At 70.0% G+C, this 12,913-nt stretch carries 10 protein-coding genes; 2 read left to right on the forward strand and 8 right to left on the reverse strand.

Going from position 1 to position 12,913, the window contains the following annotated elements:
• Nucleotides 1–480: 480 nt before the first annotated feature.
• The 6 genes from PSEWESI4_RS07665 to PSEWESI4_RS07690 all read right to left on the reverse strand — a co-directional run bounded on the left by PSEWESI4_RS07665 (nt 481) and on the right by PSEWESI4_RS07690 (nt 8,207).
• Nucleotides 481–2,877, reverse strand: coding sequence for a TonB-dependent siderophore receptor (locus PSEWESI4_RS07665; RefSeq protein ID WP_235978896.1), 2,397 nt, complete (start codon nt 2,875–2,877; stop codon nt 481–483).
• 146 nt (nt 2,878–3,023) lie between these two features.
• Nucleotides 3,024–3,959 (reverse strand): FecR family protein, encoded by a 936-nt coding sequence (locus PSEWESI4_RS07670; RefSeq protein WP_187670599.1) that lies wholly within the window; start codon nt 3,957–3,959, stop codon nt 3,024–3,026.
• Nucleotides 3,956–4,465, reverse strand: a complete 510-nt coding sequence (locus PSEWESI4_RS07675) for an RNA polymerase sigma factor (protein WP_187670600.1) — start codon at nt 4,463–4,465, stop codon at nt 3,956–3,958. Before PSEWESI4_RS07675 ends, PSEWESI4_RS07670 begins: the two co-directional genes overlap by 4 nt.
• A 152-nt stretch (nt 4,466–4,617) precedes the next feature.
• Complete coding sequence (gene cueR, locus PSEWESI4_RS07680) at nt 4,618–5,046, reverse strand: Cu(I)-responsive transcriptional regulator (RefSeq protein ID WP_187670601.1); 429 nt, start codon at nt 5,044–5,046, stop codon at nt 4,618–4,620.
• 265 nt (nt 5,047–5,311) lie between these two features.
• The gene (locus PSEWESI4_RS07685) at nt 5,312–7,690 is read right to left on the reverse strand and encodes a heavy metal translocating P-type ATPase (RefSeq protein WP_187670602.1); all 2,379 of its coding nucleotides are present in this window, start codon (nt 7,688–7,690) and stop codon (nt 5,312–5,314) included.
• Nucleotides 7,691–7,820: 130 nt separating this feature from the next.
• A complete protein-coding gene (locus PSEWESI4_RS07690; RefSeq protein ID WP_187670603.1) occupies nt 7,821–8,207 on the reverse strand; it encodes a hypothetical protein in 387 nt (128 codons plus the stop codon).
• Nucleotides 8,208–8,337: 130 nt separating this feature from the next.
• On the opposite strand from PSEWESI4_RS07690, the gene PSEWESI4_RS07695 reads away from it, so the two are divergent.
• Nucleotides 8,338–8,535 carry a heavy-metal-associated domain-containing protein gene (locus tag PSEWESI4_RS07695; protein WP_187670604.1) on the forward strand — a complete coding sequence of 66 codons (198 nt, stop codon included), beginning with the start codon at nt 8,338–8,340 and terminating at the stop codon, nt 8,533–8,535.
• A 197-nt stretch (nt 8,536–8,732) separates the two neighbouring features.
• Here PSEWESI4_RS07695 and PSEWESI4_RS07700 read toward each other — a convergent pair whose 3' ends face one another.
• Entirely contained in the window at nt 8,733–10,088 is a 1,356-nt protein-coding gene (locus PSEWESI4_RS07700) for a 3-oxoacyl-ACP reductase (protein ID WP_187670605.1), read from the reverse strand.
• A 175-nt stretch (nt 10,089–10,263) separates the two neighbouring features.
• Here PSEWESI4_RS07700 and PSEWESI4_RS07705 point away from each other — a divergent pair, with 175 nt between their 5' ends.
• Nucleotides 10,264–11,541 carry an acetyl-CoA C-acetyltransferase gene (locus tag PSEWESI4_RS07705; protein WP_187670606.1) on the forward strand — a complete coding sequence of 426 codons (1,278 nt, stop codon included), beginning with the start codon at nt 10,264–10,266 and terminating at the stop codon, nt 11,539–11,541.
• Between the two features lie 147 nt (nt 11,542–11,688).
• Here the strand turns inward: PSEWESI4_RS07705 and PSEWESI4_RS07710 are convergent, their stop codons facing one another.
• Entirely contained in the window at nt 11,689–12,849 is a 1,161-nt protein-coding gene (locus PSEWESI4_RS07710) for an iron-containing alcohol dehydrogenase (RefSeq protein WP_187670607.1), read from the reverse strand.
• Between the last annotated feature and the right edge of the window lie 64 nt (nt 12,850–12,913).

Raw genomic sequence — 12,913 nt, forward strand, 5'->3', positions numbered from 1 at the left:
GCGGCCCATGGCCGCGATATGCTGCCGGCGGCGGCGTGGTTCGATGCGGGGTGCGACGGGCGATGCCCGTGGATCGCGCGCATGGCGCGCTCCTACGGGGTGGGCCCTTGTGTTGCTGGGGGCTGTGCGGTGCACCGGCCTGTCCGTAGGAGCGGCCCATGGCCGCGATATGCTGCCGGCGGCGGCGTGGCTCGATGTAGGTTGCGACGGGCGATGCCCGTGGATCGCGCGCATGGCGCGCTCCTACGGGGTGGGCCCTTGTGTTGCTGGGGGCTGTGCGGTGCATCGGCCTGCCCGTAGGAGCAGCCCATGGCCTCGATATGCTGCCGGCGGCGGCGTGGTTCGATGCGGGTTGCCACGGGCGATGCCCGTGGATCGCGAGCATGGCGCGCTCCCACGGGTTGGGCCCTTGTGTTGCTGGGGACTGTGCGGTGCACCGGCCCGTCCGTAGGAGCGGCCCATGGCCGCGATATGCCGGGCTCAGAAGTCGTACTTCAACCCGAGTGTGGCGTTGCGCGGTGCTCCCTGGTAGCTGGACGAGGTGCTGGTGTAGTACTCCTCGTCGAGCAGGTTGTTGAGGTTGAGGGTGGCGCTGAGCTGGTGGGTGATCGGGTAGCGGGCCATCAGGTCGACCACCGCGTAGTCGTCCTGGGTGAAGCGCACGCGGTTCGGGCCCATGTCGTTGCTGTAGATCTCGCTCTGCCAGTTGACCCCGCCGCCGACGGTCAGGCCGTTGCCGATGCCGCGCAGCTCGTAGGTGGTGAACAGCTTGAAGGTGTTCTGCGGGATGTCGGTGTTGAGCTTGTTGCCGTCGGCGTCCTGCACCAGGTTGCGGCTGAAGCTGGCCATCGCCTGCCAGCCGGGCGCCAGTTCGCCGGACAGTTCCAGTTCGAAGCCACGGGTCTTGGTGCCGGATTCGGCGCGGTAGGCCTGGCTGCCGTCGGGGGCGAACTCGCCCGGGATGGACACCGCCAGATTGTCCTGCTCGATCTGGTAGAGGGCCAGGCCGAGGTTCAACTGGTCGTCGAAGAAGGCCGCCTTGCCGCCCACTTCGTAGCCCTTGCCTTCCAGCGGGTCGAGGTAGCTGCCGGTCACCGTCTGCGCGCTCTGCGGCTTGAAGATGGTGGTGTAGCTGGCGTAGACCGACCAGTGCTCGTCGATGTCGTAGACCACCCCGGCGTAGGGGGTGAACACCCCGGATTCACTGCGCTTGTCGACGGTGTCTTCGAGGCTGGGGTCGAAGTTGTCGTTCTTCCTGGTGTTTTCCCAGTCGCTGACCCGGCCGCCGAGGATCAGCGACAGGTCGTCGGTGGCGCGCAGCCGGGTGCTGGCGTAGGCGCCGCTTTGCTCCTCGTCGAAGTCGAGGCGGCTGACGGCCTTGATGTCCGGCCTGGCGGGGTCCTTGCCGTTCCAGGTGTAGATGTTCGGCACGCTGGAGTCCCAGTCGTCGTGCCACCACAGGTTGTAGCCGGTGGTGCGGTACTGGGTGTGCTGGCGCGAGTAGCCGATCACCGCGTCGTGGCGCTGGCCGAACAGGTCGAAGGCGCCGGTGGTGCTGAGGTCGAGGCCGGTCTGCACCGGCTTGGCTTCCCAGCGCCCGGCCCACAGGCTGACCCCGGCGCCGGTGGCCGGGTCGGGGGCGCCGCCGGCGGCGTAGCCGATCACTTCGTCGTATTCGAAGCGGCCCTGGCTGAGGCTCAGCTTGGCCGACCAGTCGTCGTTCAGGCGCTGTTCCAGGCTGGCGAAGGCGGAGACGAAATGCCGCTCGGAGTAGGCCCAGGCCGCTGCCGCGGAGTCCGAGCGCGACCAGTCGGCCAGCGAGCCGTCCTGGTTGAACAGCGGCCGGCCGCTGCGGGCATGGTCGTCGGCGTCGTGGTACTGGGCGTCCATGCCGACGGTCAGCAGGGTATCGGCGCCCAGGTCGGCCTCGACGATGCCGTAGAGCACCTGTTTGCGCTCGTGCAGGCGGTCGATGTAGGAGTCGTTCTCCTGGTAGGCGCCGACCACCCGGGCGCGCAGGGTGCCTTCGTCGTTGAGCGGCCCGCCGACGTCCAGCTCGCCGCGATAGTGATCCCAGGAGCCGCCCTGGAACATGACGCTGCTGCGCAGGTCGGCGGTGGGGCGCTTGCGGATCAGGTTGATGGTGGCACCCGGCGTGCCGATGCCATTCAGCAGGCCGGTGGCGCCCCGGAGGATCTCGACACGGTCGTAGATGACCATGTCGCTGGTCTGGAAGATGGAGTTGTAGTTGCTGTCGAGGCGCTGTTCGCCATCGACCTGGTAGTTCTCCACGGCGAAGCCGCGCGAGTAGATCGAGCTGGAGTCCGAGCCGGCGTTGCCGCTCTGGTTGATGCTCAGGCCGGGCGTCTGCCTGGCCACGTCCAGCAACTGGGTGAGGCCCTGGTCGTCCATGCGCTGGCGGGTCATCACGCTGATCGACTGCGGGGTCTCGCGGATCGACAGCGGCAGCTTGGTCGCCGTGCTGGTCGAGCCGCTGGTGTAGGAGCCGGTGCCTTCGGTGACGGCGCCGGGGGCGACGCCGTTGATGCTGGTGACGCCGAGCTCCATGGTATCGCCGGACGGGCGGCTGATGACCAGCGTGTTGCCGCTCTGCTGGTAGCTCAGGCCGCTGCCGGAGAGCAACCGGGAGAGGGCTTCCAGCGGCTCCAGCCGGCCACTGACCGCCGGGGCCTGGAGGCCCTGGACCAGGCTGCTGTCGACGGCGATGGTCAGGCCGGCGGCTTCGCCGAGCTGGCGCAGCGAGGCGGCCAGCGGTTGGGCCGGCAGGTCGATGGCGAGCGGCGCTGCCAGGGCATGGCCGGCCAGGCTGAGGGCCACGGCGGCCGCCAGGGCGCGCAGGGTCGGTTGCATCGGCATGGAGAGCATCCTTCTTGGAGGTTGGGCAGATGCATCCCTGACGTGGCGGAGCGGGCTCTCCCTGATGTCGTGTTTGCGAATTGTTCGCGGTTCCGACGAACGGTCGTGGGGCGGCAGCCCGAAGACGGTTGCCTCCACCAAGGTCATCAGCGCGCTTGCAGGACCGTCGTTCCGGACTCGTCATGCAGGCGCACGGGCGCGATGGCCGGCAGGGCCTGGAGGAAGCCCTCGACATCGGCGAGCTGCACCACGGCGCTGATCCGCGGGCCTTCGGCGCCAGTGGCGGCCCGGACCGGCTGCTGCCGGTGGCGCGACAGGCTGGCGGCGATTTCCGCCAGGTCGGCCTGGTCGAACACCAGGCTGCCGCGCTGGAAGGCGAAGGCGTCGCTGGCCGCGCGGGACAGGCGGCGCAGATGGCCGTCGGCGTCCACCTCGGCGACCTGGCCGGCCTCCAGGCGCAGGCTTTCGCCGGGCCTGGCGAGGTTGTCCACCTGCACTAGACCATGATCGACGCTGACTTGCAGCCGATCCGGCAGGCGATTGACCACGAAGAGGGTGCCCAGCACGCGGACCCGCGCCAGGCCGCCATCGATGATGAAGGGGCGCTGCGGGTTGCGCGCCACCGCGAAGATCGCCTCGCCGCGCAGTAGCTCGACCTGGCGCAGGGCGGCGTCGTAGTGCACATGCAGGCGGGTGTCGGCGTTGAGGTGCAGGTGGCTGCCGTCGCGCAGGCGCTCCTGCTGCTGCTCGCCGATCCCGGTGTGCAGGTCCATTTCCAGCGGCGACTGGCGCCAGGCGTGCCAGCCGAAGGCGCCGGTCACCGCCAGCAGCACGGCCAGCACGCCGCCCTGCAGAACCCGGCGGCGCTGCTGGTGGCGGCTGCGCTCCATGGCCTGGGCCAGCGCCTCGGTGCGGCGGGTGGAGGAGAAGTCGCCCCACAGCTCGGCGAACGCCCGGTACTCGGCGGCGTGGTGTGGATCGGCGGCCAGCCAGGCTTCGAATTCCGCGCGTTGCGGGTGGTCGGCGTCGGCGTTCTGCATCCGCGCGAACCACCGCGCGGCCTGCTCGCGGGGGCCGCTCATGGGCACAGCAGCTCGCGGGCGTTGCGCAGGTCGAGCAGGGCGCGGGTCATGTGGCGCTCGACCATGTTCAGGCTGATGCCCAGTTGCTGGGCGATCTCGCTCTGCGCGCAACCTTCGATGCGCGCCAGCCAGAACACCTCGCGGCAGCGCGGCGGCAGGCAGTCGAGGATGCGTTGCAGGGCGACCAGGCGCTGCTGGATGTCCAGCAGGTGCTCGGCGGAGGGGGCGGCGTGGTCTTCGACAAGGCCGTCGACGCCTTCCTCGTGGTGCTCGGGCAGCGGCTGGAAGCGCGCGTCGCGGCGGAAGTGGTCGATCAGCACCGAATGGGCGACCCGCCGCAGGTAGGCGTTGGGCTGGGCCAGCGGCTGCTGGTGCTGGGCCAGGGCGAAACGCAGCAGGGCGTCGTGCAATACGTCGTAGGCGCGCTGCACGCAGCGGGTGCGGCGGCTGAGGCTGAGCAGCAGGTCACCGTAGGCCCAGCGCAGGTCGATGCCCTGCCAGTTCATGCGGCGGCTCCATGGTGGAGCGTGGAGACGATTCGACGGGACGGGGTAGCGAAGGCGATCGACACGGTTGGGCTGCTCTGGCAAACCGACCGGTGCTGGTCGGCGCCGGCAAGCTTAAATATTCGTCAACGAGGCGTAAATAAGAAATATTACTATTTGCGCTCTTTCGCGACGGACGCGCCATGGCAGCAGTTGCCGGACTCCAGGTCCTTGAGGATCGGGCAGTCCGGCCGGTGGTCGCCCTGGCAGTGCGCGACCAGCTCCTGAAGGGTGTCGCGCAGGCCGGCCAGCTCGGCGATCTTGCGGTTCAGTTCGGCGATGTGCTCGATGGCCAGCGCCTTGACGTCGGCGCTGGCGCGCTGGCGGTCCTGCCAGAGTTGCAGCAGCTTGCCGACTTCCTCCAGGGAGAAGCCCAGGTCGCGGGAGCGCTTGATGAACGCCAGGGTGTGCAGGTCCTGGGCGCTGAACTGCCGGTAGCCGCTCTCGCTGCGGCCGGCGCTGGGCAGCAGGCCGATGGATTCGTAGTAGCGGATCATCTTGGCGGTGAGGCCGCTGGCCTTGGCGGCTTGGCCGATGTTCATGGGCGTTTCTCCGGTCCGGTCCATGGACGACTTTATCTGGACTCCCGCGTTCGAGGGAGCGACGGAATGGTGGGGTGACCGTCATCCCCGCGAAGGCGTAGCCCGGATGCAATCCGGGGAATGTCCGGATGTCGTTCCCGGATGCTTGTGTTCATGCCGAGGGTTGGCTGGGAGGAGGGTCCGGGGGAGAGGGTGGTGGGTCGACTCGTCGCCGGATGCCAGTCCGCCCCTCTCCCTAACCCTGGCTGCGCGCCCCGCATCCAGGCTACGGCCTCCACCGCTTGAGCAGCAGCGCGTTGCTCACCACGCTGACGCTGGAGAAGGCCATCGCCGCGCCGGCGAAGATCGGGTCGAGCAGGCCGAAGGCGGCCAGCGGGATGCCGATCAGGTTGTAGATGAAGGCCCAGAACAGGTTCTGGCGGATCTTCGCGTAGGTGCGCCGGCTGATGTCCAGGGCCGCCGGCACCAGGCGCGGGTCGCCGCGCATCAGGGTGATGCCGGCGGCGTGCATGGCCACGTCGGTGCCGCCGCCCATGGCGATGCCGACGTCCGCGGCGGCCAGCGCCGGGGCGTCGTTGATGCCGTCGCCGACCATCGCCACCACGCCGCCGTCGGCCTTGAGCGCGGCGACCTCGGCCGCCTTGTCCGCCGGCAGCACCTCGGCGTGCACGTCGTCGATGCCCAGCACCTTGGCCACCGCGTTGGCGCTGCCGTGGTTGTCGCCGCTGATCAGGTGGGTGCGGATGCCGCGCGCGTGCAGGCGTTCGACCGCCTCGGCGGAGCCCGGCTTGAGCGTGTCGCCGAAGGCGAACAGGCCGAGCACGTGGGGATTCGGCGCCTGCTCGATCAGCCAGGACAGGGTACGCCCCTCGGCTTCCCAGTCGCGGGCGTCGGCGGCCAGGTCGCCGGCTTGCAGGCCGCTTTCCTCCAGCAGGCGGCGGTTGCCGAGGGCCAGCCGGCGACCGTCCAGGTGGCCGGCGATGCCGCGTCCGGCCAGCGCCTGGCTGTCGCTTACTTCCGGAAGATTCAGGCCGCGCTCGCTGCTCGCTTCCAGTACCGCCTTGGCCAGCGGGTGTTCGCTGCCGCGTTGCAGGGCGCCGGCGAGCCGCAGCAGGTCGTCCTCGCCGCCGTCCACCGTGCGCAGGTGGGCGATGCGCGGCGAGCCGGAGGTCAGCGTGCCGGTCTTGTCGAAGGCCACCGAGGTCACCGCGTGGGCGATCTCCAGGGCTTCGGCGTCCTTGATCAGGATGCCGTGGCGCGCCGCCGCGCCGGTGCCGGCCATGATCGCGGTCGGCGTGGCCAGGCCGAGGGCGCATGGGCAGGCGATCACCAGCACCGCCACGGCGTTGAGCAGCGCGGTCTCCAGCCCGGCGCCGAGGCCCAGCCAGGCGAGCAGGGTGAGCAGGGCGATGATCACCACCACCGGCACGAACACCGCGCTGACCTTGTCGACCAGCTTCTGGATCGGCGCCTTGGCGGCCTGGGCGTCCTCCACCAGGCGGATGATCCGCGCCAGCATGGTTTCCCCGCCGAGCGCGTTGGTGCGCACCAGCAGGCGGCCCTCACCGTTGATCGCCCCGGCGGTGACCTGGGCGCCGGGCTGCTTGGGCACCGGCAGGCTTTCGCCGCTGATCAGCGCCTCGTCGGCGTGGCTCTGGCCTTCCAGCACTTCTCCATCGACCGGAAAGCGTTCGCCGGGCTTCACCGCCACCAGGTCGCCGAGGCGCAGGTCGGCGATGGCCACGTTTTCCTCCACACCGTCCCGCACCCGCGTGGCGCGCTCGGGGCGCAGTGCTTCGAGGGCGCGGATGGCGCTGGTGGTCTGCCGCTTGGCGCGGCTTTCCAGGTATTTGCCGAGCAGGATCAGGGCGATCACCACCGCCGCCGTTTCGAAGTACAGGTGCGGCATGGCCCCGGCCGGCGCCTGCCACCACTGGTAGAGGCTCAGGCCGTAGGCGGCGCTGGTGCCCAGGGCGACCAGCAGGTCCATGTTGCCGGTGCGCGCGCGTAGCGCCTTCCAGGCGGCGCTGTAGAAGCGCGCGCCGAGGATGAACTGCACCGGGGTGGCCAGGGCGAACTGTACCCAGGCCGGCAGCATCCAGTGCAGGCCGAACCACTCGGCGACCATCGGCACCACCAGCGGCGTGGCCAGGGCCAGCGCCAGCAGGGTCGCCCAGCGTTCGCGGGCCAGGCGCCGTTCGGCCGGATCGGCCTCCGGTTGCCGTTCGTCGAGCAGGCGCGCCTGGTAGCCGGCGTCCTGCACCGCTTGCAGCAGCGCGGCGGGTTCGACCGATTCCAGCAATTGCAGGTGGGCGCGTTCGCTGGCCAGGTTGACGGTCACCGTGCCGACCCCGGGCACCTTGGCCAGGGCGCGCTCGACGCGGCCGACGCAACTGGCGCAGGTCATGCCGTCGATGGCCAGTTCCAGGCTGTGGCTGGGCACCTGGTAGCCGGCCTCCCGGACCGCCTGGATCAGGCTTTCCAGCGGCGCTCCGGCGACTTCCAGGCGGGCGCGCTCGCTGGCCAGGTTGACGTTGGCGCTGCGCACGCCGGGAACCTTGCCCAGCGCCCGCTCGACGCGCCCGGCGCAACTGGCGCAGGTCATCCCGCTGATTGGCAGATCGAGAGTGGTTGAATCGGTCATGACGGCTTCCTCCTGTGCGTCGAGCACAGGATCAACCTTGCCACGGGGGCAAGGTCAAGCACTGATCTGGATCAGGGTAGGGGCGAGGTCGCCGGCTGTCCCGGATTGCATCCGGGCTACGGGCCGGGGCTCAGCGATCGAGCGGCGCGGGAATCAGTTGGAAGCCCTTGTCGTCCAGGGCAATGCGGAACTTGCGCACCTGGCCGGCCTGGAGGCGGACCGGCTGGTTGTCCGCCTGGACGATTCCCGGCGCGCAGTTGCCGGGGCCGATCAGGGCGAGACGCAGCGGCACGTCGCCGGGCGGCAGGTTGAAGGCCACCGACTGGCCCTGGTACAGGCGTGCGGCCAACTGGTCGTGCAGGTACAGGCCGATGTCGCAGGGGCTGGCCACTTCCAGGCGCTCGCGGGAGACGATCAGCACGCCGTAGCCTTGCGCCGGGGCTGTCGAGGCGCCGTACGGCGCGGCCTGGGCGACCAGGGGCAGGAGCAGCAGGAAGGACAGGATCGGTCGGCGCATGGCAACTCTCCCCGGAGCGGATACCGGCATGGTGGGCGACTTGCCGCGAGGCGGCAAGTCCGGGGGCTTGACCTTGCCACGGTGGCAAGGTGGATGCTGTCGCCAGTGCAATCAACAGGAGAGCTTGGACATGCGTATCTTCAAAGTGCAGGGCATGAGTTGCGGACATTGCGTGCGGGCCATCACCCAGGCGTTGCAGGCCCGCGATCCGCAGGCCAGGGTGCAGGTGGACCTGGGCGCTGGCGAGGTCCGGGTGGAAGGCGGGCTGGCCGACGCGGCGGTGCTGGAGGCGATCCGGGAAGAGGGGTATCAGGCCGAGGTGGCGTAGTCGCTCTTGTAGGGTGTGCTGCGCGCACCGTTTACCGGGGATTTGGCACGGTGCTTCGCCGGAAACCCCGGTGTCGCCGCCTCATCGGTGCGCGCGGCGCACCCTACAAGAGCCAGGGTGGCATCTTGCGGGTTCGAAGCTCCGGCCCTCTCCCGGAGGGAGAGGGGGCTGTCCGTGGTAGGGGGCTGGCTTCGGCGTTACGCCCCCAACAAACTCTGCCCGCAGATGCGCAGCACCTGGCCGCTGATCGCGCCGGAGGTCGGTTGGGAGAGCCAGGCGACGGTTTCGGCGACGTCCTGGGGCAGGCCGCCCTGGCCCATGGAGTTCATGCGCCGGCCGGCTTCGCGGATGGTGAAGGGGATGGCGGCGGTCATCTGCGTTTCGATGAAGCCCGGCGCCACCGCGTTGATGGCGATGCCGCGCTTGCCCAGCGCCGGCGCCCAGGCCTGGGCGAGGCCGATCAGGCCGGCCTTGCTGGCCGCGTAGTTGCTCTGCCCGAGGTTGCCGGCGATGCCGCTGATCGAGGCGAGCAGCACCACGCGGCCGTCGTCGCGCAGGGTGCCGGCGTCGAGCAGTGCCTTGGTGAGCACCTGCGGGGCGCGCAGGTTGACGTCGATCACCGAGTCCCAGAGCGCGTCGCTCATTTTCGCCAGGGTCTTGTCGCGGGTGATGCCGGCGTTGTGGACGAGGATGTCGAGGCCGTCCGGCAGCGCCTCGACCAACCGCGCGGCGGCATTCTCCGCGCAGATGTCGAGGGCCAGGGCGCGTCCGCCGAGGCGCGCGGCCAGGGCGTCCAGCGCGGTGGCGGCGGATGGCACGTCGAGCAGCACCACTTCGGCGCCGTCGCGCGCCAGGGTTTCCGCGATGGCCGCGCCGATGCCACGGCTGGCTCCGGTGACCAGCGCCTTCTTGCCGGCCAGCGGCCGCGTCCAGTCGGCGACCTTCGCCGCGCAGGCCGACAGGCGCAGCACCTGGCCGGAGACGTAGGCGCTCTTCGGCGACAGGAAGAAGCGCAGCGCGCCTTCCAACTGCTCCTCGGCGCCCTTGCCGACGTACAGCAACTGCACCGTGCCGCCCCGGCGGATTTCCTTGGCCAGCGAGCGGCTGAAGCCTTCCAGGGCGCGCTGGGCGCTGGCGGCGAACGGGTCCTTGAGGCTTTCCGGGGCGCGGCCGAGGATCACCACGTGCGGGCAGGTGTCGAGGCCCTTGAGGGCCGGCTGGAAGAACTCGCGCAGGGCGCCGAGCTGTTCGGCCGAGGCGATGTTGCTGGCGTCGAACACCAGCGCCTTGAGTTTCGGGCCGTGCTCGGCGGTCCAGCGCGGCAGGCCGAAGCGCTCGTCCGCGTCGGCGAAGGTGCGGTCGGTGAGACGCTTGTGGAACGCCGCGACCGCCGCCGCCAGCGGGCCGTCGCCGCCGATCAGCAGGGCGCCGTCCACCGGCCGGGTGCGTCCGGCGCGCCAGCGCTCCAGGCGCACGGGGGCCGGCAGGCCGAGGGCGCCGACCAGGCGGCGGCCGGCGTTGGAGTTGGCGAAGGAGAGGTAGCGGTCGGACATGAAAGGGCTCCAGACGGTAGGCAGCGAAAGACTAGCGTGATATCGGCCACTCTACGCAGCGGATCGCCACATGCATTGACCCTGTTGACCCCGCTTGTGGCGGGTCGGCCAATGCAGGGACTCTTGGGCAGGCTAGCCTTGTCGCCAGTATTCCCCTTTCTGCAAGGAGTCATCCATGGCCCAACCGCGCCGGGTCGCCATCGTCGGCGGCAACCGCATCCCCTTCGCCCGCTCCAATACCGTCTACGCCACCGCGAGCAACCAGGAGATGCTGACCTCCGCCCTGGAGGGGCTGGTGGAGCGCTACAACCTGCACGGCGAGCGCATCGGCGAGGTGGTGGCCGGCGCGGTGCTCAAGCATTCGCGCGACTTCAACCTGACCCGCGAATGCGTGCTCGGCTCGCGCCTGGCGCCGGAAACCTCCGCCTACGACATCCAGCAGGCCTGTGGCACCGGGCTTGAGGCGGTGATCCTGACCGCCAACAAGATCGCCCTCGGGCAGATCGACAGCGCCATCGCCGGCGGCGTCGACACCACCTCGGACGCGCCGATCGGCGTCAACGAAGGGCTGCGGCGGATTCTCCTGGAGGCCAATCGCGGCAAGGCCACCGCCGACAAGCTGAAGAGCCTGCTGAAGATCCGCCCGCGCCACCTGGCGCCGCACATCCCGAAGAACGGCGAGCCGCGCACCGGGCTGTCGATGGGCGAGCACTGCGAACTGATGACGCAGACCTGGGCGATCCCCCGCGACGAGCAGGACCAGTTGGCCTACGAGAGCCATATCAAGCTGGCCGCCGCCTACGCCGAGGGTTGGCAGAACGACCTGATGACGCCGTTCCTCGGCCTGACCCGCGACCAGAACCTGCGCGCCGACATCAGCCTGGAGAAGCTTTCCACCCTCAAGCCGGTGTTCGAGAAGGGGCCGCGCGGCACCCTCACCGCCGCCAACTCGACGCCGCTGACCGACGGCGCCTCGCTGGTGCTGCTGGCCAGCGAGGAATGGGCGAAGGCGCGCGGCCTGCCGATCCTGGCCTATTTCAAGGACGGCGAGGCGGCGGCGGTGGATTTCGTGCAGGGCAAGGAGGGGCTGCTGATGGCGCCGGTCTACGCGGTACCGCGCCTGCTGGCGCGCAATGGCCTGACGTTGCAGGACTTCGACTACTACGAGATCCACGAGGCCTTCGCCGCCCAGGTGCTGTGCACCCTCAAGGCCTGGGAGGACGCCGACTACTGCAAGACCCGCCTCGGCCTGGAGGCGCCGCTCGGTTCCATCGACCGCGCCAGGCTCAACGTCAAGGGCAGCTCCCTGGCCGCCGGCCACCCGTTCGCCGCAACCGGCGGGCGCATCGTCGCCAACCTGGCCAAGCTGCTGGCGGCGGCGGAGAAGGGGCGCGGGCTGATCTCCATCTGCGCGGCGGGCGGCCAGGGTGTGACCGCGATCCTGGAAAAGTAATCCAATACCCGTGGCCACAAGTCATCGTGGCCGCGCGATGTAAGCAACTCCGTGAATTTGAGCGGCCCGCCGGTTGGTGGGGCCGCTTTTTTTTATGCGTGGGGTGGGGTTTGTTTGGTGGGCTGAAGCCCACCAATCCAGGGTTCGCTACAGCTTGCCCTGGTAGGCGGCGTCGAAGATGGCGCGGGTTGCCGTTTCGTCCAGGGGGAGCGGGTTGCCACCGGCGGAGGGGTCGACCACCGCCATCTGCGCGATCAGCCCGGCCTGGGCGTCGTCCACGCCCAGCTCGGGCAGGGTGTTCGGCACGCCGATGGCGGCGCGCAGCTCCTGCACGAAGTCGAGGAAGCCGTCGAAACCCGGCCTGGCCAGGCCCAGGTAGGCGGCCAGGCGCACGATGCGCTCCTCGATGGCGCTGCGGTTGAACCTGAGCACATAGGGCATGAATACCGCGTTGGTCATGCCGTGGTGGGTGTCGTACAGCGCGCCGACCGGGTGGGACAGCGCGTGCATGCCGCCCAGGCCCTTCTGGAAGGCGGTGGCGCCCATGGCCGCGGCGGCCAGCATGTCGGCGCGGGCGTCGAGGTCGTCGGGGGTCTTCACCGCGCGTTCCAGGGCGCCGGCCACCAGGCGCATGCCTTCCACGGCGATGCCGTCGGCCAGCGGATGGAAGCCCGGCGCGCAGTAGGCTTCCAGGCAGTGGGCGAAGGCGTCCATGCCGGTGCCGGCGGTGATCTTCGCCGGCATGCCGACGGTCAGCGCCGGGTCGCTGATCACCACCTTCGGCATCATCTTCGGGTGGAAGATGATCCGCTTGGTGTGCGTGCGTTCGTCGGTGAGCACCCCGGCGCGCCCGACTTCCGAGCCGGTGCCGGCGGTGGTCGGCACGGCGATCACCGGGGCGATGCCGTTCGGGTCGGCGCGGGTCCACCAGTCGCCGATGTCTTCGAAGTCCCACACCGGCCGCGATTGTCCGCTCATGAAGGCAATCAGCTTGCCCATGTCCAGCCCGCTGCCGCCGCCGAAGGCGACCACGCCATCGTGGCGCCCGGCGCGGTAGGCGGCCAGCCCGGCCTGGAGGTTGGCTTCCACCGGGTTGGGCTTGAGGTCGCTGAACAGCGCGGCGCCGAGGTTGTCGGCGAGCAGCGAGTCGAGCACCGCGTGGGTCATCGGCACGCCGGCCAGGCCACGGTCGGTGACCAGAAGCGGCCGCCGGATGCCCTGGGCGCGGCACAGTTCGGGCAGCTCGGCGATGCGCCCGACACCGAAGCGCACCGTGGTGGGGTAGTTCCAGTTGGCGGTCTTGGGCATGGCATGACCTCGTCTTCAGTAGCCCGGATGCGATCCGGGAATGGGCGTTGTCGGTTTCCTTCCC

Origin of the sequence: Zestomonas carbonaria (assembly GCF_904061905.1) — a bacterium.
Lineage (GTDB): Bacteria > Pseudomonadota > Gammaproteobacteria > Pseudomonadales > Pseudomonadaceae > Aquipseudomonas > Aquipseudomonas carbonaria.

What these genes read in the sequence shown, in the direction of transcription:
- PSEWESI4_RS07685 (WP_187670602.1), bottom strand. Translation starts at nt 7,690, where the DNA reads ATGACCGATTCAACCACTCTCGATCTGCCAATCAGCGGGATGACCTGC.
- PSEWESI4_RS07690 (WP_187670603.1), bottom strand. Translation starts at nt 8,207, where the DNA reads ATGCGCCGACCGATCCTGTCCTTCCTGCTGCTCCTGCCCCTGGTCGCC.
- cueR (WP_187670601.1), bottom strand. Translation starts at nt 5,046, where the DNA reads ATGAACATCGGCCAAGCCGCCAAGGCCAGCGGCCTCACCGCCAAGATG.
- PSEWESI4_RS07705 (WP_187670606.1), top strand. Translation starts at nt 10,264, where the DNA reads ATGGCCCAACCGCGCCGGGTCGCCATCGTCGGCGGCAACCGCATCCCC.
- PSEWESI4_RS07670 (WP_187670599.1), bottom strand. Translation starts at nt 3,959, where the DNA reads ATGAGCGGCCCCCGCGAGCAGGCCGCGCGGTGGTTCGCGCGGATGCAG.
- PSEWESI4_RS07710 (WP_187670607.1), bottom strand. Translation starts at nt 12,849, where the DNA reads ATGCCCAAGACCGCCAACTGGAACTACCCCACCACGGTGCGCTTCGGT.
- PSEWESI4_RS07665 (WP_235978896.1), bottom strand. Translation starts at nt 2,877, where the DNA reads ATGCCGATGCAACCGACCCTGCGCGCCCTGGCGGCCGCCGTGGCCCTC.
- PSEWESI4_RS07675 (WP_187670600.1), bottom strand. Translation starts at nt 4,465, where the DNA reads ATGAACTGGCAGGGCATCGACCTGCGCTGGGCCTACGGTGACCTGCTG.
- PSEWESI4_RS07700 (WP_187670605.1), bottom strand. Translation starts at nt 10,088, where the DNA reads ATGTCCGACCGCTACCTCTCCTTCGCCAACTCCAACGCCGGCCGCCGC.
- PSEWESI4_RS07695 (WP_187670604.1), top strand. Translation starts at nt 8,338, where the DNA reads ATGCGTATCTTCAAAGTGCAGGGCATGAGTTGCGGACATTGCGTGCGG.